Annotated in this window: 17 protein-coding genes; 10 read left to right on the top strand and 7 right to left on the bottom strand. The window is 63.3% G+C overall.

The window, feature by feature from the left end; genetic code table 11:
- Positions 1–19: 19 nt before the first annotated feature.
- The 7 genes from cuyB to AC127K_RS04070 all read right to left on the bottom strand — a co-directional run bounded on the left by cuyB (position 20) and on the right by AC127K_RS04070 (position 7590).
- The gene (gene cuyB / locus AC127K_RS04100; protein ID WP_483721685.1) at positions 20–760 is read right to left on the bottom strand and encodes a cysteate racemase; all 741 of its coding nucleotides are present in this window, start codon (positions 758–760) and stop codon (positions 20–22) included.
- A gap of 1695 nt (positions 761–2455) precedes the next feature.
- Positions 2456–2839, bottom strand: coding sequence for a DUF2752 domain-containing protein (locus AC127K_RS04095; protein WP_483721684.1), 384 nt, complete (start codon positions 2837–2839; stop codon positions 2456–2458).
- Positions 2814–3308 (bottom strand): DUF4234 domain-containing protein, encoded by a 495-nt coding sequence (locus AC127K_RS04090; protein WP_483721683.1) that lies wholly within the window; start codon positions 3306–3308, stop codon positions 2814–2816. The genes AC127K_RS04095 and AC127K_RS04090 overlap by 26 nt, the downstream gene beginning before the upstream one ends.
- Positions 3309–3365: 57 nt before the next feature.
- The gene (gene argS, locus AC127K_RS04085; RefSeq protein ID WP_294542929.1) at positions 3366–5123 is read right to left on the bottom strand and encodes an arginine--tRNA ligase; all 1758 of its coding nucleotides are present in this window, start codon (positions 5121–5123) and stop codon (positions 3366–3368) included.
- 49 nt (positions 5124–5172) lie between these two features.
- The gene (locus AC127K_RS04080) at positions 5173–5619 is read right to left on the bottom strand and encodes a YwiB family protein (RefSeq protein ID WP_294542930.1); all 447 of its coding nucleotides are present in this window, start codon (positions 5617–5619) and stop codon (positions 5173–5175) included.
- Between the two features lie 40 nt (positions 5620–5659).
- On the bottom strand, positions 5660–6475 hold the full coding sequence (gene murI, locus AC127K_RS04075; protein ID WP_294542931.1) for a glutamate racemase: 816 nt from the start codon (positions 6473–6475) through the stop codon (positions 5660–5662).
- A complete protein-coding gene (locus AC127K_RS04070; RefSeq protein WP_483721682.1) occupies positions 6475–7590 on the bottom strand; it encodes a D-alanine--D-alanine ligase family protein in 1116 nt (371 codons plus the stop codon). Before AC127K_RS04070 ends, murI begins: the two co-directional genes overlap by 1 nt.
- A 291-nt stretch (positions 7591–7881) precedes the next feature.
- Here AC127K_RS04070 and infC point away from each other — a divergent pair, with 291 nt between their 5' ends.
- The 10 genes from infC to smc all read left to right on the top strand — a co-directional run bounded on the left by infC (position 7882) and on the right by smc (position 19822).
- Positions 7882–8490, top strand: coding sequence for a translation initiation factor IF-3 (infC, locus tag AC127K_RS04065; protein ID WP_483721681.1), 609 nt, complete (start codon positions 7882–7884; stop codon positions 8488–8490).
- Between the two features lie 24 nt (positions 8491–8514).
- Positions 8515–8721 (top strand): 50S ribosomal protein L35, encoded by a 207-nt coding sequence (rpmI, locus tag AC127K_RS04060; RefSeq protein ID WP_204646712.1) that lies wholly within the window; start codon positions 8515–8517, stop codon positions 8719–8721.
- A 61-nt stretch (positions 8722–8782) separates the two neighbouring features.
- Entirely contained in the window at positions 8783–9136 is a 354-nt protein-coding gene (rplT, locus tag AC127K_RS04055; protein ID WP_294541632.1) for a 50S ribosomal protein L20, read from the top strand.
- A 72-nt stretch (positions 9137–9208) separates the two neighbouring features.
- Complete coding sequence (locus tag AC127K_RS04050) at positions 9209–9994, top strand: TrmH family RNA methyltransferase (RefSeq protein ID WP_483721680.1); 786 nt, start codon at positions 9209–9211, stop codon at positions 9992–9994.
- A 6-nt stretch (positions 9995–10000) separates the two neighbouring features.
- Positions 10001–11101 (top strand): DNA-processing protein DprA, encoded by a 1101-nt coding sequence (dprA, locus tag AC127K_RS04045; protein WP_483721679.1) that lies wholly within the window; start codon positions 10001–10003, stop codon positions 11099–11101.
- 22 nt (positions 11102–11123) lie between these two features.
- On the top strand, positions 11124–13214 hold the full coding sequence (gene topA / locus AC127K_RS04040; RefSeq protein ID WP_294541640.1) for a type I DNA topoisomerase: 2091 nt from the start codon (positions 11124–11126) through the stop codon (positions 13212–13214).
- 1 nt (position 13215) lies between these two features.
- A complete protein-coding gene (trmFO, locus tag AC127K_RS04035; protein ID WP_483721678.1) occupies positions 13216–14538 on the top strand; it encodes a methylenetetrahydrofolate--tRNA-(uracil(54)-C(5))-methyltransferase (FADH(2)-oxidizing) TrmFO in 1323 nt (440 codons plus the stop codon).
- Entirely contained in the window at positions 14535–15551 is a 1017-nt protein-coding gene (gene plsX / locus AC127K_RS04030) for a phosphate acyltransferase PlsX (protein ID WP_483721677.1), read from the top strand. Before trmFO ends, plsX begins: the two co-directional genes overlap by 4 nt.
- A gap of 19 nt (positions 15552–15570) precedes the next feature.
- Positions 15571–16242: a ribonuclease III gene (rnc, locus tag AC127K_RS04025; RefSeq protein ID WP_294541648.1), complete on the top strand. Its 672-nt coding sequence runs from the start codon at positions 15571–15573 to the stop codon at positions 16240–16242.
- Between the two features lie 22 nt (positions 16243–16264).
- Positions 16265–19822 carry a chromosome segregation protein SMC gene (gene smc, locus AC127K_RS04020; RefSeq protein WP_483721675.1) on the top strand — a complete coding sequence of 1186 codons (3558 nt, stop codon included), beginning with the start codon at positions 16265–16267 and terminating at the stop codon, positions 19820–19822.
- Positions 19823–19829: the final 7 nt, after the last annotated feature.

The following is a 19829-nucleotide window of genomic DNA, read 5'->3' as shown; positions in this document are numbered from 1 at the left end:
CGGCATCGGGGACTGGTTTTCATGGTGTGCCTCCCGTCTCGTCAAATCCGATGGGCTGCACGCCGCAGGCCAGCAGGGCGTGGCGGCAGAGCACCTCGGTGCTGTCGATGAAAAAGGCGCCCAGGCCTTCGTCCCGCTTGACCAGACTCAGCTCGGTGCAGCCCAGCACGGCGCGGTCGCACCCCTGGGCTTTCAGGTCCTCCACAGCGGCGTTGAACACGGCCATGTCGGCCCGACGGCCTTTTTTGATCTGGTCGTAGATCACCGACATCACCCCGGCCTGGTGGACGGGGGCGGGCACGGCCCAGGGCAGGTCCGCCTGCTGGCACATGATCTGGTAGGTCTCGGCCTGCAGGGTGCCGTCGGTGGCCAGGATGCCCAGTTTCTTACAGCCGCCCGCCTTGGCTTCGGCCACGGTCAGCCGGGGCATGTTCAGCACCGGCACCGGCAAAGCGGCGGCCAGACGGTCGTAAAAGTAATGGGCCGTATTGCAGGGGATGGCCAGCACGGTGGCGCCATAGGCCACCAGGCTTTCCCCGTCCTGCTCCATCACGGTGAAGGGGTCTTCCTTGCTTTTGCCCAGGATGAAGGCGGTGCGGTCCGGGGTGGAGGCCCGGGAGGACAGCACCAGGTCGATGTGGTCCTGATCCCGCACGGCGGGGGTATGGTCAATGAGCATCTGGTACAGATAGCAGCTGGCCGCAGGGCCCAGCCCGCCCAGAATGCCCAGCACCGGACGTTTCGGCTTGTTTTGTTCCATACACACCCCTCCCATTTTAAGCAGTACATTTCTATTATATCGTCCGGCGCGCCATTATGCAACCGTGCAGACCAAAAAGACCCCTGCACAGCGGATAAAAGCCGCTGTGCAGGGGTTACAGAAGGGCGGGGAAGTATCCGGCGGGGGCGGGAACGGACAGGAAGGGTCGCCCACACAGACAAAAGCCCCGGCGCACCGTTGTGTTGGTGCGCCGGGGCGGTACTACTTGATTGGAGTCATAGCCTCATACCCTGTATTCGTTGTATGCGGATCATGATTTCCAGAACTTGTGATGGTGAAGATCCGCTCCGTTGCGAAAGTGGTTTCAGTGATCCGATCGATCGGATTTTTCAGGGTCTGCCATTGGATCTTGGGATTGTGCTTAAAAGAGGTGTGGAGTGTTATCCCGGGATCTGCGTAAGCAGTTCAATCAGATTTGCCTTCCTAACTAGAGGTTGGCCGGCCATTCAAGTTTGTTTCGGTTTCCATCTGTCGATGCTATGTCGGCGCCTCATACGGGGAAGCCTTCCACAACATCCTTATGGGTTACGATCCAATTTTGTCTGGGTTGATCTCCTGCGGTCTGTACGCAAAACCTTTTGCGTGGGATTTCCTTTTCAAAGCTTGCCTAAGAACGGTCTGAACAGATTTTACTGATCACTGAGATTGCGGGTAAGGGTTTACTGCCAGAGGATGCATCCCTCTTTATCAGTTGTACATTGGCGTTATCTCCCAATTTGGTTAGATGAACGAAGATCGAAACTTATAAGGTTGAATCTTTCGACCCGAACCTTTTCAATCTTTTGAATTCTGATTGCTTTCAGCCGGTATTTTCTTCCCGCTTACCTGAATCTGCTTCCTTAGTGCTTCTCTTTCTTTTTTAAGGAAAGATTTTTCTCGGAAAGACCTGTCAGGATTTTTCTTTGCTCAAAACTTTCAGGCTTACGGGCCTTCCGGTTTTTCTGCTGTTATGGTATTCCTTACGGAATCCTTTTATTTCGGGAATCATCGGCTACGAGGTCAGTCTTTACGTTCCTTTCATCTAATCTATCTGAAACGCTTGGGGTCCTGACTTTGACGGGCCCTGGGACTGCTGATCTCTATTATACGAACCGATCATCGGTGTTTATATTTCTTTTACAGGTAATGACCTGCGGCTGTCAATGTGGTTCGTTTTTCTTCAGCAGGCCCAGGCCCGCCGGTGATGAATGGGATCTTTAAAGTTTGCCATGGGGCTGAGCCTCCTTTCTTACGAATCCCGCCGGCCTAGCCTTTGCACGTCTTTCAAGTTCTCCGATGGCTCTTCGGCTTTCCCTTTACGGAGTCCCTGCAGTGTTCTCTTTGAAGCTGCTGTCCCGTTTATCGAAACCTTTTGGTCCCGAACCGGGTGTTCATACTTTAGAGAAATCTTCTGCAAGCTGTCGAAAGAGTATCCGTGCCTTTTTCGGTTCCTTTTGAAAGTGGCTTACTTGGAACTTTCTGTGGTTCCTTATCTCCGGCTGTTTTCTTTCTGTGACTATACTATAGCACAGGGGTGCAGCTCCGTCCATTCGCAGAAGCGCCAAAGGTAAAATGGAATATTTGTTCATGTTATGGATGGAAATTGCATTGACAGATGTGGTATAATAAATATGTTCGGTGTACCTAAAAACGGGATGCAGCCTTTTGCAAGAAGGCTGCATCCCGTTTTTCGTTTCAGAACAGAGCTGCCAAAACCGCGCTGTTGCGAAGAATCCCCCAAAGGAGCAGGGCGCCGATGTAGCCGGCGGCCAGAATCTGCCAGGGGCGGCCCGGGCGGGTTTCCGCCCACCAGAACCGCCACAGGATCACCGCCAGCAGGGGAGAGGTAGCCAGCAGAAAGGGATTGGCCACCCAGGCGCCCTGCCAGTCTCCGCGCAGCAGACACAGCAGCAGGGTGGTCACCCCACATCCGGGGCATTGCAGACCGGTCACCAGCCGGAAGGGGCAGGGCAGCCCGCCGAACCGGGCCGCCAGCACCGCATACACCGCACCCGCCCCCAGCACCAGGGCCAGGGTGCGCAGCTTGCGGCGCTTAGCCGGCGTAACGGTTGACCGCATCCTGGAACAGGGCCAGATTGATGATCTGGAAACCGAACAGGGCGATGATCAGGTTGACGATGCCGCTGTCCGACGTGCGGCTGAGGTAGGCCACCTTGCGGCCCATCACATAGGCCCAGTAGATGCCGTAGATGCCGCAGGTGACCAGGCTCAGAAGAAAGACCACGATGCCGCTGGGGGCGGTGGTGTCGTCGGTGAGCTCGTTGATCTCGTCATTGAGCAACACGAACCAGTAGATGCCGTAGATGCCGCAGGTGATGATGCTGAGCACGATGGCCAGAGCAACGCTGCGGGGCGGGCGGCGGCCGCCCTGGTAGACGGGACCCTGTTCATAGCGGGGCTGTTCGTAGCGGGGGCCCTGGGCGTCTGCCTGGGCGGAATCGGTGTGTTCGGGCATGGGATTGCCGCAATTGGGACAGAAGCGGTCATTGTCGGCGCAGGTGGCGCCGCAGCGGGGACAAGTCTTCATGGGGAGATCCTCCTTCACTTTTATACATCCGCCGGCGGCAGGGCCCGCCGGAAGAATTTACATGCTTTCGGGGGCGCTGATCTTGAACATGGTCAGGACGTTGCGGATCACACCGCGCACGGCCAGACACAGGGCAATGCGGCCCTGCAGCACCTGGTCCTCGGCGCCCAGGATGCGGCAGGAGTTGTAGAAGCGGTGGAAGGCGCTGGCCAGATCAATGACAAAGCGGGTGATACGGGCCGGGTCGTATTTTTCAGCCGCGGCGGCGATCTCGGCGGGGAAGGCGGCCAGCAGACGGATCAGGGCCAGTTCGCTGGGGTCGGTGAGCACGGCGGCGTCCACGGCCTCCATGCCCCGGAAGGTGATGCCCTCGCTCTCCAGCTTCTTCAGGATGGAGCAGATGCGGGCGTGGGCGTACTGTACATAGTACACTGGGTTCTCGCTGTCGTTGCGCACGGCCAGGTCCAGGTCAAAGTCCAGGGTGGAGGTGCTTTCCCGCTGGTTGAAGAAGAAGCGGGCGGAATCAATGGGCACCTCGTCCAGCAGGTCGGTGAGGGTAATGGCCTTGCCGGTGCGCTTGGACATCCGGACGGGCTTGCCGTCCCGCATCAGGTTGACCATCTGCATGAGCACCACGTCCAGACGGCTGCCGTCCAGGCCCACGGCGTCCATGGCGCCCTTCATGCGGGCCACATGGCCGTGGTGGTCGGCGCCCCACACGTCGATGGCCTTGTCAAAGCCCCGCACCGCCAGCTTGTTGTAATGGTAGGCGATGTCGGCGGCAAAGTAGGTGGGAATGCCGTTGGCGCGCACCAGCACCTCGTCCTTGGCTTCCTCCTCGGTGCCGTCGGTGGTCTTGCGCTTGTTGGCCACGCCGTACTTGGCGGCAAACTGGGCGCTCTTGTACATGATGGCGCCGTCCTCGGCCTTGTAGCAGGCGCCGGACTCCAGCAGCTTGTCCACCACGGCCTTCACCGCGCCGGACTCGTGCAGGGTGCTCTCATGGAACCACACATCGTAGGTGATGCGGTACTTGCCCAGGTCCCGCTGCAGCCCTTCGATGTTCTTGGGCAGGGCGTAGTCGGTGATGGCCTGCTTCAGTTCCTCAAAATCGGCGTTCACATAGGCGTCGCCGTGCTGGGCGGCAAAGTTCTTGGCATGCTCGATGATGTCGGCGCCCTGATAGCATTCCTGGGGCAGGGGGCAGGCTTCCTCCCCCTTGAACAGCTGCAGGTACCGGATGGCCAGACTCTTGCCGAACTTCTGGATCTGGTTGCCCGCGTCGTTGATGTAGAACTCCCGGGTCACGTCGTAGCCGGCCCAGTCCAGGCAGGCGGCCAGACAGTCGCCCAGAGCGCCGCCCCGGGCGTTGCCCATGTGCATGGGGCCGGTGGGGTTGGCGGAAACAAACTCCACATTGTACTTCTTGCCGGCGCCGGCCTCGGTGCGGCCGTATTCCGGCTCGGAGCAGGCGGCACGGACCACGTCGGTGAACCAGCCGGTGCCCAGGTACAGGTTGATGAAGCCGGGGCCGGCGATCTCCGCCCGGTCAAAGGGGGAGCCGGCCAGATCCAGGCAGCCCACGATGGCCTCGGCGATCTGCCGGGGGGCTTTATGGAACACACGCGCACCGGCCATGGCCAGGTTGCAGGCCACGTCGCCGTTCTTCACGTCCGCCGGGATCTCCACAATGTAGGCGGGCAGTTCGGCGCGGGGCAGCGCGCCGGATCCCATCGCGGCTTCGGCGGCATTCTGCAGCAGACCGCGGGCCGCGTCCAGGGCGGCCTGGCGGGGGTTGTAGTGTTCGTACTTCATGTTTGAAACCTCCGTTTTCACTCAAAAAATCCAAAAAACCGGAATACCCTTATTCTTCCACTTCGGTGGGCAGCTGTTCCACCGTGATGTCCACCAGATTGCGGCTGATGAAGTTCTCGCCCCCGGAATCCAGGGTGTAGCTGAACTTCAGCCGGCCGCCGTTCTCATCCAGCAGCAGCTCGATCACATCGGCCGCCACCCCCAGGGAGATGGACCCGTAGCCCGTCTCATAATGGCAGATGTGGCGGATGCCCTTTTCAATGACCAGCTGGCTGGGCACCTTGCCGAACCGGGTCATCACCACCTGCTGGCCGTCCAGGGTGGCCTTGACGGTGGTGGTGCAGCCCGCATAACCGGTGGCCTCGGTCTCTTCATATACAATGTAATAGGCGGAGCCCCGCTGGGTGAACTTGCCCCGGGTCATCAGCTCCACGCTGTCCTCCTCGCCATTCTGCTGCATGGTGCCGCGGATGGTGATCAGGTAATTGTCCTGCATGTTCTTTCCGTATCCTTATATAGTATAGTGGTCAGTGCGGTCAGTAGGTCTCGATGGCGATCTGTTCCACCGGACCGCCGGCGTACTCGCCCAGAAACAGGGTCTCCAGTTCCTGGAAGGCCTCGGGGGTATCGCTCACATAGTAGCGCACCCGGCCCCCTTCGCTGCGGCCGTTGGTCAGCCCCAGATCGTCCAGGGCGGCGGCGGTCTCGATGGCCGTGACCTTGCCCGGGTCGATGAGGGCCACCTCCGCCCCCATGAAATCCCCGATCATCTTTTTCAGCAGGGGATAGTGGGTGCAGCCCAGAATCAGGGTGTCCACCCCGGCGTCCCGCAGCTCGGTCAGATACTGTTCAATGACCAGGGTGGTCACCGGGTCGCCGTCGGTCACATGGCCGCTCTCCACCAGGGGTACAAAGAGCGGGCAGGCCTTGGCGGTGATCTGGATGTCCGGCATCAGGTCCCGGAGCAGCGCCGCGTAGGAGCCGCTGCGGATGGTGGCCGCCGTGCCGATGACCCCCACCTTGTGGTTGCGGGTCAGGGTCACGGCCTTGCGGGCCGCCGCCCCCACCACGCCGGTGTAGGGCACGGGCAGGCGGGATGCTTCCTCCGAAGGATAGGTGGAGGAGACGGTTCCGCAGGCAGCCATGAGAAACTTCACGTTCTGGCTCAGCAGGAACCGGATGTCCTGTCGGGCATACTGCAGGATGGTCTGGCGGCCGCGGCTGCCGTAGGGCACCCGGCCGGTATCCCCGAAATAGATGATGTCCTCACCGGGCAGCACCCGGCGCAGCTGGCGCACGGCGGTCAGGCCGCCCAGGCCGCTGTCAAACACACCGATGGGCCGTGTATCCATCAATAGGCTCCCTTCCGCTTGGTCAGCGCCAGGTGGATCAGCCGGTCCGCCAGCGCCGCAAAGCTCAGTCCCTCTTTCTCCATCAGCTTGGGGTACATGCTGATGGCCGTGAACCCGGGGAAGGTGTTCAACTCATTGCACAGAACCCGGCCGGTGTCCTTCTGCACAAAGAAATCGCAGCGGGACAGTCCGGCGCAGCCCAGGGCCAGATACGCCCGACGGGCCAGCGCCCGGACTTCGTCCAGCTTGGCCTCGCTCAGCCGTGCGGGGATCAGCACCTGGGACACCCCGTTTTTGTACTTGTCGTCGTAGGTGTAAAATTCCGCTCCGGCCAGGATCTCACCGGGCCGGGTGGTAAAGACGGTGTCGGGGGCGTCGGGGTTGCCGATGGCGGCACACTCCACCTCCTGCCCGTCGATGAACTCCTCAAAGACCACCTTGTCGTCCTCGGCCAGGGCCACGTCCACCGCCTTGCGCAGCTCGGCCCGGTCCCAGGCCTTGGAGATGCCCACGCTGGACCCGGCGTTGGCCGGCTTCACAAAGACCGGGTAGGGCAGCTTGGCTTCCACCATGTCCAGCACCTTGTCGGCGTCGGCTTCCACGTCGGCGCGCAGGGCGAAGCACCAGGCGCAGTGGGGCACGCCGGAAGCATCCATCACGGTGTTGGCCACCACTTTGTCCATGCACACGGCGCTGGCCAGCACGCCGCAGCCCACATAGGGCAGGCCCGCCAGCTCAAACAGCCCCTGGATGGTGCCGTCCTCGCCGTTCTTGCCGTGGAGTACCGGCACCGCCACATCCACCGGATGCTCGCACCAGCTGCCGCCCTCCTTGACCAGCAGGGCGCGCATGGTGCGGTCGGGGCTCAGGGCGCAGGGGGCGCAGTTGGCGGTGTCCGCCTGCCAGCTGCCGTCCTCCACATGCTCAGCGTCGCCGGCATAGCGCAGCCACTGCCCTTTTTTGGTGATGCCCACCGCCGTGACCTCGTACCGTCCGGCGCAGGGCGGCTGACGCAGCGCCCGCAGCCAGGCCGCCGCGGACACGCAGCTGACTTCATGTTCACTGGATACACCGCCGAAAAACAGGACCAGGCGGATCGGTTTATCTTCAACCATACAGATTACATCCCCTCGTGTATTGAAACGCATAACATTTCAGCTTATAATAATACCATATTTACCCGCGGGTTAAAAGATGTTTGCCCAAAAAAGAAAAAATAAAACCGTCCGTGATTTTTCTGCCCGCCTCGGTCAAAAAAGGCTTGACAAGGCGGACACCCCGTGGTAAGATAACGGTTGTAAAAAAAGCAGCGTCCGGCTAGATTGCCGTCGTTCACCTTGCGGGCCGCAACGGGCTCCGGGTCATAGATACCGAAGCGTGGGCACTTTCGCCCGCTTTGGCATGGTATGGTCTGTTCGGCGGCTGCTTTTTACGGCAGCCGCTTTTGTTATTCACTTTACGTTTTGTATGGGAGGTGTATTCCAATCGCCAGCACTAACACTACCAAGGAACTGGAGATCAACGAGCGCATTCGTGACAAGGAGATCCGCCTGATCGGAGCCGACGGCTCCCAGATGGGCATCATGTCCCCCCGTGACGCGCTGCGCATGGCCATGGATCAGGACCTGGATCTGGTCAAGGTCGCCCCGCAGGCCAAGCCTCCGGTGTGCAAGATCCTTGATTACGGCAAGTACCGCTTTGAAATGCAGAAGCGGGAAAAGGAAGCCAAGAAAAACCAGAAAGTCGTGGAAGTCAAGGAGATCCGTCTTTCCCTGAACATTGATACCAACGACTTCAACACCAAGGTCAATCAGGCGGCCAAGTTCCTGGCACAGGGCCACAAGCTCAAGGTTTCCATCCGGTTCCGCGGCCGTGAGATGGCGCACACCAACCTGGGCCTGGACGTGCATCGTCGTTTTGCCCAGCAGCTGGAAGGCAAGGGTGTTGTTGACAAGCAGCCCAAGCTGGAAGGCCGCAGCATGATGATGTTCATGTCGCCCGCGCCCGTCAAGTAACCCAATATTAGGAGGAAAAACAAAATGGCAAAGCTCAAACTGAAGACCTGCTCCGGCGCCAAAAAGCGCTTCAAGATGACCGGCACCGGCAAGATCAAGCGCAATGCGTCCAAGCGCCGTCATATCCTGACCAAGAAGACCACCAAGCTGACCCGCGGTCTGCGCATGAACCACTATGTGGACAAGACCAACGAGGCCACCGTGCGCCGCATGATGCCCTACGGCGGCTGATTGCCCACCCCGCACGAAACCACCGGTTTGAATATGACTGTATAAAAGGAGATAGAATACAATGGCTCGTATCAAAGGCGCTACCATGACGCACAAGCGTCGCACCAAGACCCTGAAACTGGCGAAGGGCTACTACGGCTCCAAGTCCAAGCATTTCCGCATGGCCAAGCAGGCCGTGATGAAGTCCGGCAACTACGCTTTCGTCGGCCGCAAGCTGAAGAAGCGCCAGTTCCGCAACCTGTGGATCACCCGCATCAACAATGCGGTCCGTGCCCAGGGCATGAACTACTCCACCTTCATGAACGGCCTGAAGAAGGCCGGCGTGGAGCTGAACCGCAAGATGCTGTCCGAGATGGCCATCCATGATCCCGCCAGCTTCACCGCTCTGGTGGAGACCGCCAAGAAGGCTCTGTAATCAAGAACATAACCCACCCAAAGACGCCCGCGCACATGCGCGTGCGTCTTTTTTGGAATTGTGAGCAATTTTATGGACATCTTACCTGTGATCACCAGCCGGGACAATGCCCGCATCAAGCGGATGTGCGCCCTGCGTGACAGCGAAAAACAGCGCACCGCCGCAGGCCTTCTTTTTGCCGAAGGTCCCAAACTCTGTCTGGAACTGGCCAAGGACTGCCCCCTGACCGAACTTTACGCCACCCAGGCAGCCCTGGACCACACCCCGGCCCTGGCTGCCTTCGGGGACCGCACCACCCTTATTGCGCCCCATGTGGCGGAAAAGCTGGCCGGGACCCGCTCTTCCCAGGACGTGTTCGGGCTGTTCAAAGCCCCTGACACCGACCCGGCCCCTCTGCTGCAAACCGCCCGCCGGATCCTGGCCCTGGAAGGGGTGCAGGACCCGGGCAACGTGGGCACTCTGCTGCGCAGCGCCGCCGCTTTCGGGTTTGACGGGGTGCTGCTGGGCCCGGGCTGTGCCGCGCCCTTCTCTCCCAAAGTCCTGCGGTCCTCCATGGGGGCGGCGGGGCGGATGCCCGTGGGCGTCTGCCATGACCTGCCCGCCGCGCTGGAAAGACTGCGGGCCCGGGGGGTCACCTGTCTGGCGGCAGCTCTCTATCAGGCACGGCCGCTGGATGCGATGGGCACCGATCTGTCCGGCGGGGTGTGCGTGGTCATCGGCAGCGAGGGCCAGGGCCTGACCGATGCCGCCGTGGCCGCCTGCGACGCCGCCGTGCGCATCCCCATGACCGACCGGGTGGAAAGCCTGAACGCCGGGGTGGCCGGCAGTGTTTTGCTGTGGCATTTCAGAGGAGTTTGATGTACAATGGATACCGTCCTGTATTGGATGTGGCTGGCCGACGGGCTGGGCTCCGGTTACCGGCAGGCCAGGGACCTGCTGCGGCAGTGTCCGGACCCCCGGACGCTGCATGAGCGCATTGCCCGGGAACTGCCCCTGCCCAAAGCCCTGCACAGGACGGCCCTGGCCCGACTGAAAGCCACCCACCCTGCCGCGCTGCAGCCCCGGCTGGAAGCCTGTGCCCGCCTGGGGGCCCAGATCCTCACCCCCCAGGACATTGACTACCCCGAACGGCTGCGCACTTTGCCCGACATGCCGGTGATGCTGTACGTCACCGGTTCCATTGCCTGCCTCAACGGCGGGCGGTATGTGGGCATGGTGGGCACCCGCCGTCCCACCCGCTACGGCCAGCAGGCCTGCCATGACCTGGGCCTGCACCTGGCCCGGGCGGGGGTGGTGCTGGTCAGCGGTCTGGCCGACGGCCTGGACGCCGAAGCCCACCGGGCCTCCGTGGAGGCGCATACCCCCACCGTGGCCTTTCTGGGCACCGGCATTGACAAGACTTTCCCCGCCGCCAACGCCGACCTGCGGTATGCCATCGAAGCAGGGGGCGGGGCGGTGGTCACCGAATATCCGCCCGACTACCAGGGCAAGACCACCGGGACCTTTCTGGCCCGCAACCGGCTGATCGCCGGCCTTTCGGAGGCGGTCTGCGTCACCGAGGCCCGCCGCCGCAGCGGGACGCTGAATACCGTGTCCCATGCGGTGCGGTACGGCCGTCCGGTGTTCAGTGTTCCGGGCAGCATCTATAGCCCCACCAGCGAGGGCACCAACGATCTTTTGCGGGAGGGCAGAGCCCACCCGCTGTGTCAGGCCTCCGACGTGCTGAAAGCGCTGGACCTGCCCGATGCACCCGCCCCAGGGCCGTCTGCCCCGGAAAGGGAACTTTCTTTGAGCCAGGACGCCCGCCGTGTGCTGGAAGTCCTGGGCCCGGTGCCCCGCACCCCCGCCCAGGCGGCGGCGGACACCGCCCTGCCCATGCCCCGGGTACTGGCGGCACTGATGGAACTGGAATTTGCGGGGGCGGCTGCCTCCCACCCGGGACAGCTGTACACCGCCGAGCGGTAAACCTTTATTCAGGAGCGAAGCTATGCCAAAATTAGTCATTGTGGAATCCCCGGCCAAGGCCAAGACCATTGGCAAGTACCTGGGCCGCGGGTACAAAGTCACAGCCAGCATGGGCCATGTGCGCGACCTGCCGGCCAGCCAGCTGGGCATTGACATTGAACACGGCTATACCCCGAAATATATCACCATCAAGGGCAAGCAGAAACTGGTCAAAGAGCTGAAAGCCGAAGCCAAAAAGTGCGACGGCGTTCTGCTGGCCACCGACCCGGACCGGGAAGGGGAGGCCATCAGCTGGCATCTGGCCAATCTGCTGGGCCTGGACCCGGCTGCGCCCAACCGGGTGACCTTTGACGAGATCACCAAAAAGGGCGTCAAGGAAGGCATGGCCCATCCCCGGGCCATCGATATGGACCTGTTCAACGCCCAGCAGGCCCGCCGGGAACTGGACCGTCTGGTGGGCTACAAGCTCAGCCCCTTTCTGTGGCGCAAGGTGCGCCGGGGGCTTTCCGCCGGCCGTGTGCAGAGCGTCACCGTCCGCCTGATCCGGGACCGGGAACTGGAGATCGAGCGTTTTGTGCCGGAGGAATACTGGAACATTGACGCCAACGTGAAGCCCGCCGGCGGCGGGGCTTCCTTCACGGCACGGCTCTCCGCCTCCGCCGACGGCAAAAAGATCACCGTGCGCACCAAGGAGGAGGCGGACAAGATCCTGGCCTCCCTGGAAGGCAAGGCCTACAGCGTGGTCAAGGTGGACAAGGGCAAGCGCCGCCGTGCGCCCGCCCCGCCCTTCATCACCTCCACCCTGCAGCAGGACGCCAGCCGGGCCTTCGGCTTCTCCGCCACCCGCACCATGCGGGCGGCCCAGACTTTGTACGAAGGCATGGACATCGAGGGCCACGGCACCGTGGGTCTGATCACCTATATGCGTACCGACTCCCTGCGCATCTCCGACGAGGCCGTGGCCGCCGCCAAGAGCTTCATCGGCGGGCGCTGGGGGGAGCGGTATGTCTGCTCCACCCCCCGCCACTGGAAGTCCCGCTCCGCCACCGCGGCCCAGGACGCCCACGAAGCCATCCGTCCCTCCATGCCCGAACTCACCCCCGATGAGGTGGAAAAGAGCATCTCCGGGGATACCGCCCGCCTGTACCGGCTGATCTGGTCCCGCTTCATGGCCAGCCAGATGGCCGACTGCCTCATGGATACCATGTCGGTGACGGTGGGCGCGGGGGACTGGCTCTTCCGTGCCTCCGGCTACACCGTCACCTTCGACGGCTTCACCGCCCTGTACGAGGAAGCCACCGACGATACCAAAAAGAAGGAGACCGCCCTGCCTCCCCTGGAAGCGGGACAGCCTCTGGACCTGTACAAGCTGACGGCGGACCAGAAATTCACCCAGCCGCCGCCGCTGTACACCGAAGCCGCCCTCATCCACGCCCTGGAAGAGAACGGCATCGGCCGTCCTTCCACCTACGCCCCCACCATCAGCACCATCATCGACCGGGGCTATGTGGAAAAGGAAAACAAGAAACTGAAGACCACCCCGCTGGGTCAGGCGGTGAACCAGGTCATGCTGGAAGAGTTCCCCGACATCGTGGACCCCACCTTCAGCGCCGAGATGGAAAAGAAGCTGGACGTGGTGGAAAACGGTCAGGCCGACTGGGTGCAGACGGTGGACGAGTTCTACCAGGGCTTTGCCCAGAGCCTGGAAAAGGCCGAGAAGGACATGGAGGGCAAGAAGGTCAAGGTGGCGGACATCCCCACCGATGAGATCTGCGACAAGTGCGGCCGTCCCATGGTCATCAAGTCGGGGCGGTACGGCAAGTTCGTGGCCTGCTCCGGCTTCCCGGAATGCCGCAACGCCCATCCCCTGGTCAAGGACACCGGCGGTCTGTGCCCGGTGTGCGGCGGCCACATGCTGCTGCGCAAGAGCGCCAAGGGCCGGGTGTATTACGGCTGCGGCAACTATCCCACCTGCAACTTCATGACCTGGGACGAACCGGTCACCGAGCGCTGCCCCCAGTGCAACAGCACCCTGTTCAAGCGCAAGGGGCAGCTCATCTGCCTGAAGGAAGGCTGCGGCTTTGTGAAGGAAGCCGCCCCCAAGAAGGAGTAACATGCACAAGATTACGATATACGGCGCCGGTCTGGCCGGGTGCGAAGCCGCCCTCTGGCTGGCGGAGCACGGGGTGCAGGTGGACCTGTACGAGCAGAAACCGGTGCACTTTTCCCCCGCCCACAAAAGCGAGGGCTTTGCAGAGCTGGTCTGCTCCAACTCCCTGAAAGCCGAGCGCCCGGACTCCGCTTCCGGCCTGCTCAAGCTGGAGATGCGCGCCATGGGCAGCCATCTGCTCCAGGCCGCCGAGACGGCCCGGGTGGCCGCCGGGGGCGCTCTGGCCGTGGACCGGGACCGGTTCAGCGCCGAGGTCACCCGGATGGTGGAAAGCTGCCCGGGCATCACGGTGCACCGGCAGGAAGTCACCGAAATCCCGGAGGATGCCCCCATCCTGGTGGCCACCGGCCCCCTCACCGAGGGCGCCCTGGCCGAGGCCGTGGCGGCTCTCTCCGGCGGGGAGGAACTGAACTTCTACGACGCGGTGGCCCCCATCGTCACCGCCGAAAGCCTGGACTACAATAAGGTGTTTGCCGCTTCCCGGTACGGCCGGGGGGAGGCCGACTACCTGAACTGCCCTTTCAATAAAGAGGAGTACGAGACCTTCCACGCCGCTCTCATCAGCGCCGAGCGGGCCCCCCGCCACGACGCCGACAAGGACCTGACCGTCTACGAGGGCTGCATGCCCATCGAGGTCATGGCCGCCCGGGGGGCCGATACCATCCGGTTCGGTCCTCTGCGTCCGGTGGGCCTCAAGGACCCCAACACCGGGCACCGCCCCTGGGCCAACGTCCAGCTGCGCAAGGAAAACACCGCCGGGACCCTGTACAACCTGGTGGGCTTCCAGACCAACCTGAAATGGGGGGAGCAGCAGCGGGTGTTCCGGATGATCCCGGGCCTGGAAAATGCGGAGTTTGTGCGCTACGGCGTCATGCACCGCAACACCTTCCTGAACGCACCCAAGGTCCTGGCCCCCGACCAGAGCCTGAAACAGCACCCCAACGTCTTTTTCGCCGGCCAGATCACCGGCTTTGAAGGCTACATGGAAAGCGCGGCCAGCGGCCTGCTGGCGGCGCGGTCGATCTTTGTCCGTCTGAACGGCAGACCCTACACGCCGCCCCCGGCCTCCACCATGTGCGGCGCGCTCATCGACTATCTCATGACTCCCAACAAGGATTTCCAGCCCATGGGCGCCAACATGGGTATCTTGCCCCGCACCGCGGAGATCACCTCCATCCGGGACAAGCGGGAACGTTATCTGGCGCTTTCCAACGCCGCCCAGGCCGCCATGGCCGACTGGGTGGCCCGACAGGAGGACGTGGAATGAAGATTCTTTTGGATGTGATGGGCGGCGACAACGCCCCCAACGCCGTGCTGCAGGGCGCCGCCGACGCCGTGAAGGAGTTCGGCCAGGGCATGACCATCGCCCTGCTGGGCCAGGAGGAGGTCATCCGCAAGGCGGCCGCCGAGCTGAACATCGACCTGGCACCTTTCGAGATCATCAACTGCACCGAGGTGGTCACCATGGAGGATGACCCGGTCAAGGCCGCCCGCCACAAGCCGGACTCCAGCCTGGTGAAGGGCCTGACCATGCTGAAAAAAGGCGAGGGCGACGCCTTCGTCTCCGCCGGCTCCACCGGTGCGCTGCATGTGGCCACCAGCCTCATCGTGCGCACCGTCAAGGGGGTCAAGCGCCCTGCTCTGGCCACTCCCATGCCCGGTATCCAGCAGCATTACCTGCTGCTGGACTGCGGCGCCAACGCCGAATGCCGCGCCGACATGCTCAACGCCTTCGGCACCATGGGCAGCGTCTATGCCCAGAAGGTCATGGGCCGCAGCAATCCCAGCGTGGCCCTGGTCAACAACGGCGCCGAGGACCACAAAGGCACCCCTATGTACCGGGAAGCCCACCAGAAGCTGAAAGCCAACCCCTCCATCCGGTTCGTGGGCAACATCGAGCCCCGCTACATCCCGGAAGGCAAGGTGGACGTGGTGGTGTGTGACGGCTTTGTGGGCAACGTGGTGCTCAAGCTTACCGAGGGCGTGGCCACCAGCCTGCTGGGCATGCTCAAGCCCATCTTCCTGAAGAACCTGTTCACCAAACTGGCCTATCTGACCATCAAGGACGGCCTGCGCGGGCTGAAAAAGATGATGGACTCGGAGGAAGTGGGCGGCGCGCCCCTGCTGGGGGCTGCCAAGCCGGTCATCAAGGCCCACGGTTCCAGCAAGGCCCGGGGCATCAAGAACGCCATCCGTCAGGCCAAGACCTGCGTGGAGAATGATCTGTGCGGCACCATGGAGAAGGCTCTGGCCGAGACCATGGCTGCCGCCCAGGAATGAGTGAAAGGACGGACCCTGTATGCCGAACCGCTCTTTTGAAAAGCTGGAACAGGTGCTGCATTATCAGTTCAAGAATCCGGCACTGCTGCGCATTGCCATGACCCACACCAGCTTTGCCAATGAGTCCAAGGTGCCCACCCACCACAACGAACGCCTGGAATTCCTGGGCGACAGTGTGCTGTCGGTGGTGGTGGCGGATTACCTGTTCCACCATTCCTCCCGCCCCGAGGGCGAGCTGACCCGCATGCGGGCGGCTCTCGTCTCGGAGGAAGCCCTCTTCCGCTTTGCCGCCGAGATCGACCTGGGCAGCTATCTGCGCCTGGGCCACGGCGAGGAACTGGGCGGCGGCCGCACCCGCCCCAGCGTGGTGTCCGACGCCTTCGAGGCCCTCATTGCCGCTTTGTATCTGGACGGCGGCATGGAGGTGGCCCGCAACTTCATCCTGCCCTTCATCACCGAGGGCAAGACCGCGGACCCCGACTACAAGACCAAACTGCAGGAACTGGTGCAGGAAAAACCCGGCGCCGAACTGCGGTACGCGGTGGTGGGCCAGTCCGGCCCCGACCACGACAAGACCTTTGAGGTGCAAGTCACCCTGAACGGCAAGGCCCTGGCCACCGGCAAAGGCCGGAGCAAGAAGGCGGCGGAACAGCAGGCCGCCAAGCAGGCCCTTGCCGCCCTGAATCCCTGATTACGGAAAGGAACCCGCCTGCATGCGCTTAAAAGAACTTGAGATCCAGGGCTTCAAGTCCTTCCCGGACCGCACCAAGGTGGCCATCGGCGCCGGCATCACCGGCGTGGTGGGCCCCAACGGTTCGGGCAAAAGCAATATCTCCGACGCCATCCGCTGGGTCATGGGCGAAACCAGCTCCAAGCAGCTGCGCGGCGCGGGCAAGATGGAGGATGTGATCTTCGGCGGCACCCAGACCCGCGGGGCCATGGGCTATGCCGCCGTCAGCCTGACCATCGACAACGCCGACCATGGACTGGCCATGGACGCGGAGGAAGTGACCATCGGCCGCCGGTATTACCGCAGCGGCGAAAGTGAATACACCATCAACGGGCAGAACGTCCGTCTGAAAGATATCTACGAACTCCTGCTGGACACGGGTCTGGGCCGGGACGGCTACGCCATCATCGGCCAGGGCCGCGTGGCCGAGATCGTGGGCGCCAAGAGCGCCGAGCGGCGGGAGATCTTTGAGGAAGCCTCCGGCATCGCCCGCTTCCGCTACCGCAAGAACGAGGCCGAGCGCCGTCTGGCCGCCGCCGAGGGCAATCTGGAACGCCTGCGGGACATCCTGGGCGAACTGGAAGGCCGGGTGGGCCCCCTGAAGCGGGACAGCGAGAAGGCCCAGAAGTTCCTGGAATACTCCGAGACCCGCAAATCTTTGGAGGTCACCCTGTGGGTGGACTCCATCCGTCGGGCCCAGGACGCCGCCCGGGACCAGCAGCGCCGGTATGAGGCCGCCGAGTCCGACTACGTCCGCCTCTCCCGCCAGCTGGATGAGTTCGATCAGAAGACCGAAGCCCTGCGGGAGGAAGCCCAGCAGCTCATGCTCCAGGTGGAGCAGGCCAACGCCGACATCCGCGCTTTGACCGAAGCCGGGGCGGGCAGCGACAGCCAGATCGCCGTTCTCCACAACGAGAACGAGCACGCCCGGGCCCAGATCCAGGATGCCGAGGCCGAACTGGCCCGGGCCGGGGAGGGCGCCAAGGGCATCGAGGCCGAGACCAAAGAGCACCAGGACGCCATCGAGGCCCTGCGCGCCCAGCTGGCCCAGGCGGACAAGACCATCTCCGACCTGCGGGCCCGGATGAACGCCCTGGAACAGGAAGCCCTGCAGAGCGGCGAGCGCCGGGACGTGGTGGAAGCCGCCATTGCCCGCCTGCAGGATGCCGCCACCGCCATGAAGGTGCGGGCGGCCTCCCTGACCTCCGCCGCCGAAGCTTCCCGCGCCCAGCTGGACGGCCTGCGCAACCAGGCCGCCGCGGCCTCCGGCGCCGCCGACCGGCTGAACGCCGAGCGGGAACTGGCCGCCCAGGCCCTGAAAGAGGCGGAGGAGAAGGTCACCCGCTGCGACAACATCAAGGCCGGACTGAAACTCAAGCTGGAAAGCCGCCGCCGTCAGCAGGCCGAGGCCGCCGACGCCCTGCAGAAGGCCGACCGGGATCGCTCCAACACTGCCCAGCGCATCCGCATTCTGGAAGACCTGGAACGCAACCTGGACGGCTACCAGCAGAGCGTCAAGACGGTCATGCGGGCCGCCGCAGCCAACCGGCTGCGGGGCATCATCGGCCCGGTGGCCGGCATCCTCACGGTGCGCAAAGGCTACGAGACCGCCATCGAGACGGCCCTGGGCTTTGCCTTGCAGAACATCGTGGTGGAGGACGAGCGCTGCGCCCGGTCCGCCATCGCTTTCCTGAAGGAAGAACGGGCCGGCCGCGCCACCTTCCTGCCTCTGGACACCGTCCAGGGCAACCGGTTCAACGGCCGCCTCACCGGCACCGCCGAGGTGGCCGCAGACCTGGTGGAAGCGGACGACCGCTACCGCCATATCATTGACAACCTGCTGGGCCGCATCATCGTGGTGGAGGACCTGGCAGAGGCGTCCGCCGTGGCCAAAAACCTGGGTTACCGCAACCGCATCGTGACCCTGGACGGTCAGGTCATCAACGCCGGCGGTTCCTTCACCGGCGGTTCCACCGCCCGCAGCGCGGGTGTGTTCAGCCGCAAGCAGGAACTGGAAGAACTGCGTGTCAAGCTGAAAAAGCTGGAACAGCGCCGGACGGACGCCGAGCGGGAAGCCAAGGCCCGTCAGGCGGAAACGGATACCCTGGCCGCCGAGCTGGCCGGGGCGGAGAGCGAGAGCGTCAACGCCGCTTCCGAACGGCTGAAAGCCAGCCTGGACCTGGAACGCCTGGACGCCGCCGTGCAGGAGGGCGCCGCCGCGGCCCAGCGCCGGGGCGCCGAGATCAAGCAGCTGGAAGACCAGCTGAAGGAGAACGAGACCGCCCGCGCCCAGGCCGAGACCGGGGCCGCCGCCGCCCAGACCGAACTGGACAAGTACAACGCCGAGCTGTCCCAGCTGGGCGAGAGCACCGGCGAACTCAGCCGCCGCCGGGAAGCCCTGACCGCCTCCCTCTCGGAAGCCCAGATGAACCGCCTCACCGGGGAGAAGGACATCGGCCTGCATGAGGCTGCCCTGGAGACCCTGCGGGGCCGCACCGGGGAAGCCGAAGCCCGGGCCCGGGAACTGCAGGCCAATATCGAGGCCGCCAAGCAGACCATCGCAGCCAACGAGCTGCGGGTGGCTGAGATCGAGCGGGCCCGCGCCGAGACCAAGGAAAAGATCGCCGCCGCCGAACAGACCATCCGCACGGCCAACGCCGCCCGGATGGAGAAGGAAGCCGCCGTCACCCGTATGGGCCAGGAAAACCGGGCCCTCACCGACGAGCGGGAACGGATGAGCGGGGAGATGGCCCGTCTGGCCGAGCGCCGCGCCGCCGCCGAGAGCGAGCTGAACACCACCGCCGCCAAGCTGTGGGATGAGTACCAGCTCACCGAGGCGGAAGCCAAAGGCTTGTGCGTGGAATTTTCCAACGTCACCGACCTGCGCCGTCAGGTCACCGAAGTCCGGGCCAAGATCCGTGCCCTGGGCAACGTGAATGTGGGCGCCATCGACGAATACAAGGAGGTCAAGGAACGGTACGACTTCCTCAAAGCCCAGGTGAACGACGTGGAGCGCTCCAAGTCCGAGCTGACCCGGATGATCGGGGAGCTGCGGGGCGAGATGGAGGAGATGTTCTCCAAGAGCTTCAAGGAGATCAACCGCAACTTCGGCCACATCTTCCGGGAACTGTTCGGCGGCGGCTCCGCCCGCCTCTACCTCTCGGATGAAAACAACGTCCTGGAATCCGGCATCGAGATCGAGGTCTCGCCCCCGGGCAAGGTCATCCGCAACCTGTCCGCCCTTTCGGGCGGCGAGCAGGCGCTGGTGGCCATCTCCATCTACTTTGCCATCCTGGAAGTCAACCCCTCGCCTTTCTGCATCCTGGACGAGATCGAAGCCGCCCTGGACGACGTGAACGTCACCCGGTATGCCCAGTATCTGCGCCGCATGACCGACAAGACCCAGTTCATCGTCATCACCCACCGCCGCGGCACCATGGAAGCCGCCGATGTCCTGTACGGCGTGACCATGCAGGAGGACGGCGTGTCCAAGCTGCTGCGCCTGGACCTGAACAACGTCAGCGCCGACCTGGTCAACTGACCTTGCC

Source organism: Subdoligranulum sp. DSM 23681, from assembly GCF_057005535.1.
The sequence above is the reverse complement of the archived record's forward strand: the minus strand, read 5'-3'. Positions and strand labels throughout refer to the sequence as shown.

Excerpts from the sequence above, each read along its gene's own strand:
- cuyB (WP_483721685.1), bottom strand. The coding sequence starts at position 760 with ATGGAACAAAACAAGCCGAAACGTCCGGTGCTGGGCATTCTGGGCGGG.
- AC127K_RS04095 (WP_483721684.1), bottom strand. The coding sequence starts at position 2,839 with ATGCGGTCAACCGTTACGCCGGCTAAGCGCCGCAAGCTGCGCACCCTG.
- AC127K_RS04090 (WP_483721683.1), bottom strand. The coding sequence starts at position 3,308 with ATGAAGACTTGTCCCCGCTGCGGCGCCACCTGCGCCGACAATGACCGC.
- argS (WP_294542929.1), bottom strand. The coding sequence starts at position 5,123 with ATGAAGTACGAACACTACAACCCCCGCCAGGCCGCCCTGGACGCGGCC.
- AC127K_RS04080 (WP_294542930.1), bottom strand. The coding sequence starts at position 5,619 with ATGCAGGACAATTACCTGATCACCATCCGCGGCACCATGCAGCAGAAT.
- murI (WP_294542931.1), bottom strand. The coding sequence starts at position 6,475 with ATGGATACACGGCCCATCGGTGTGTTTGACAGCGGCCTGGGCGGCCTG.
- AC127K_RS04070 (WP_483721682.1), bottom strand. The coding sequence starts at position 7,590 with ATGGTTGAAGATAAACCGATCCGCCTGGTCCTGTTTTTCGGCGGTGTA.
- infC (WP_483721681.1), top strand. The coding sequence starts at position 7,882 with ATGGTCTGTTCGGCGGCTGCTTTTTACGGCAGCCGCTTTTGTTATTCA.
- rpmI (WP_204646712.1), top strand. The coding sequence starts at position 8,515 with ATGGCAAAGCTCAAACTGAAGACCTGCTCCGGCGCCAAAAAGCGCTTC.
- rplT (WP_294541632.1), top strand. The coding sequence starts at position 8,783 with ATGGCTCGTATCAAAGGCGCTACCATGACGCACAAGCGTCGCACCAAG.
- AC127K_RS04050 (WP_483721680.1), top strand. The coding sequence starts at position 9,209 with ATGGACATCTTACCTGTGATCACCAGCCGGGACAATGCCCGCATCAAG.
- dprA (WP_483721679.1), top strand. The coding sequence starts at position 10,001 with ATGGATACCGTCCTGTATTGGATGTGGCTGGCCGACGGGCTGGGCTCC.
- topA (WP_294541640.1), top strand. The coding sequence starts at position 11,124 with ATGCCAAAATTAGTCATTGTGGAATCCCCGGCCAAGGCCAAGACCATT.
- trmFO (WP_483721678.1), top strand. The coding sequence starts at position 13,216 with ATGCACAAGATTACGATATACGGCGCCGGTCTGGCCGGGTGCGAAGCC.
- plsX (WP_483721677.1), top strand. The coding sequence starts at position 14,535 with ATGAAGATTCTTTTGGATGTGATGGGCGGCGACAACGCCCCCAACGCC.
- rnc (WP_294541648.1), top strand. The coding sequence starts at position 15,571 with ATGCCGAACCGCTCTTTTGAAAAGCTGGAACAGGTGCTGCATTATCAG.
- smc (WP_483721675.1), top strand. The coding sequence starts at position 16,265 with ATGCGCTTAAAAGAACTTGAGATCCAGGGCTTCAAGTCCTTCCCGGAC.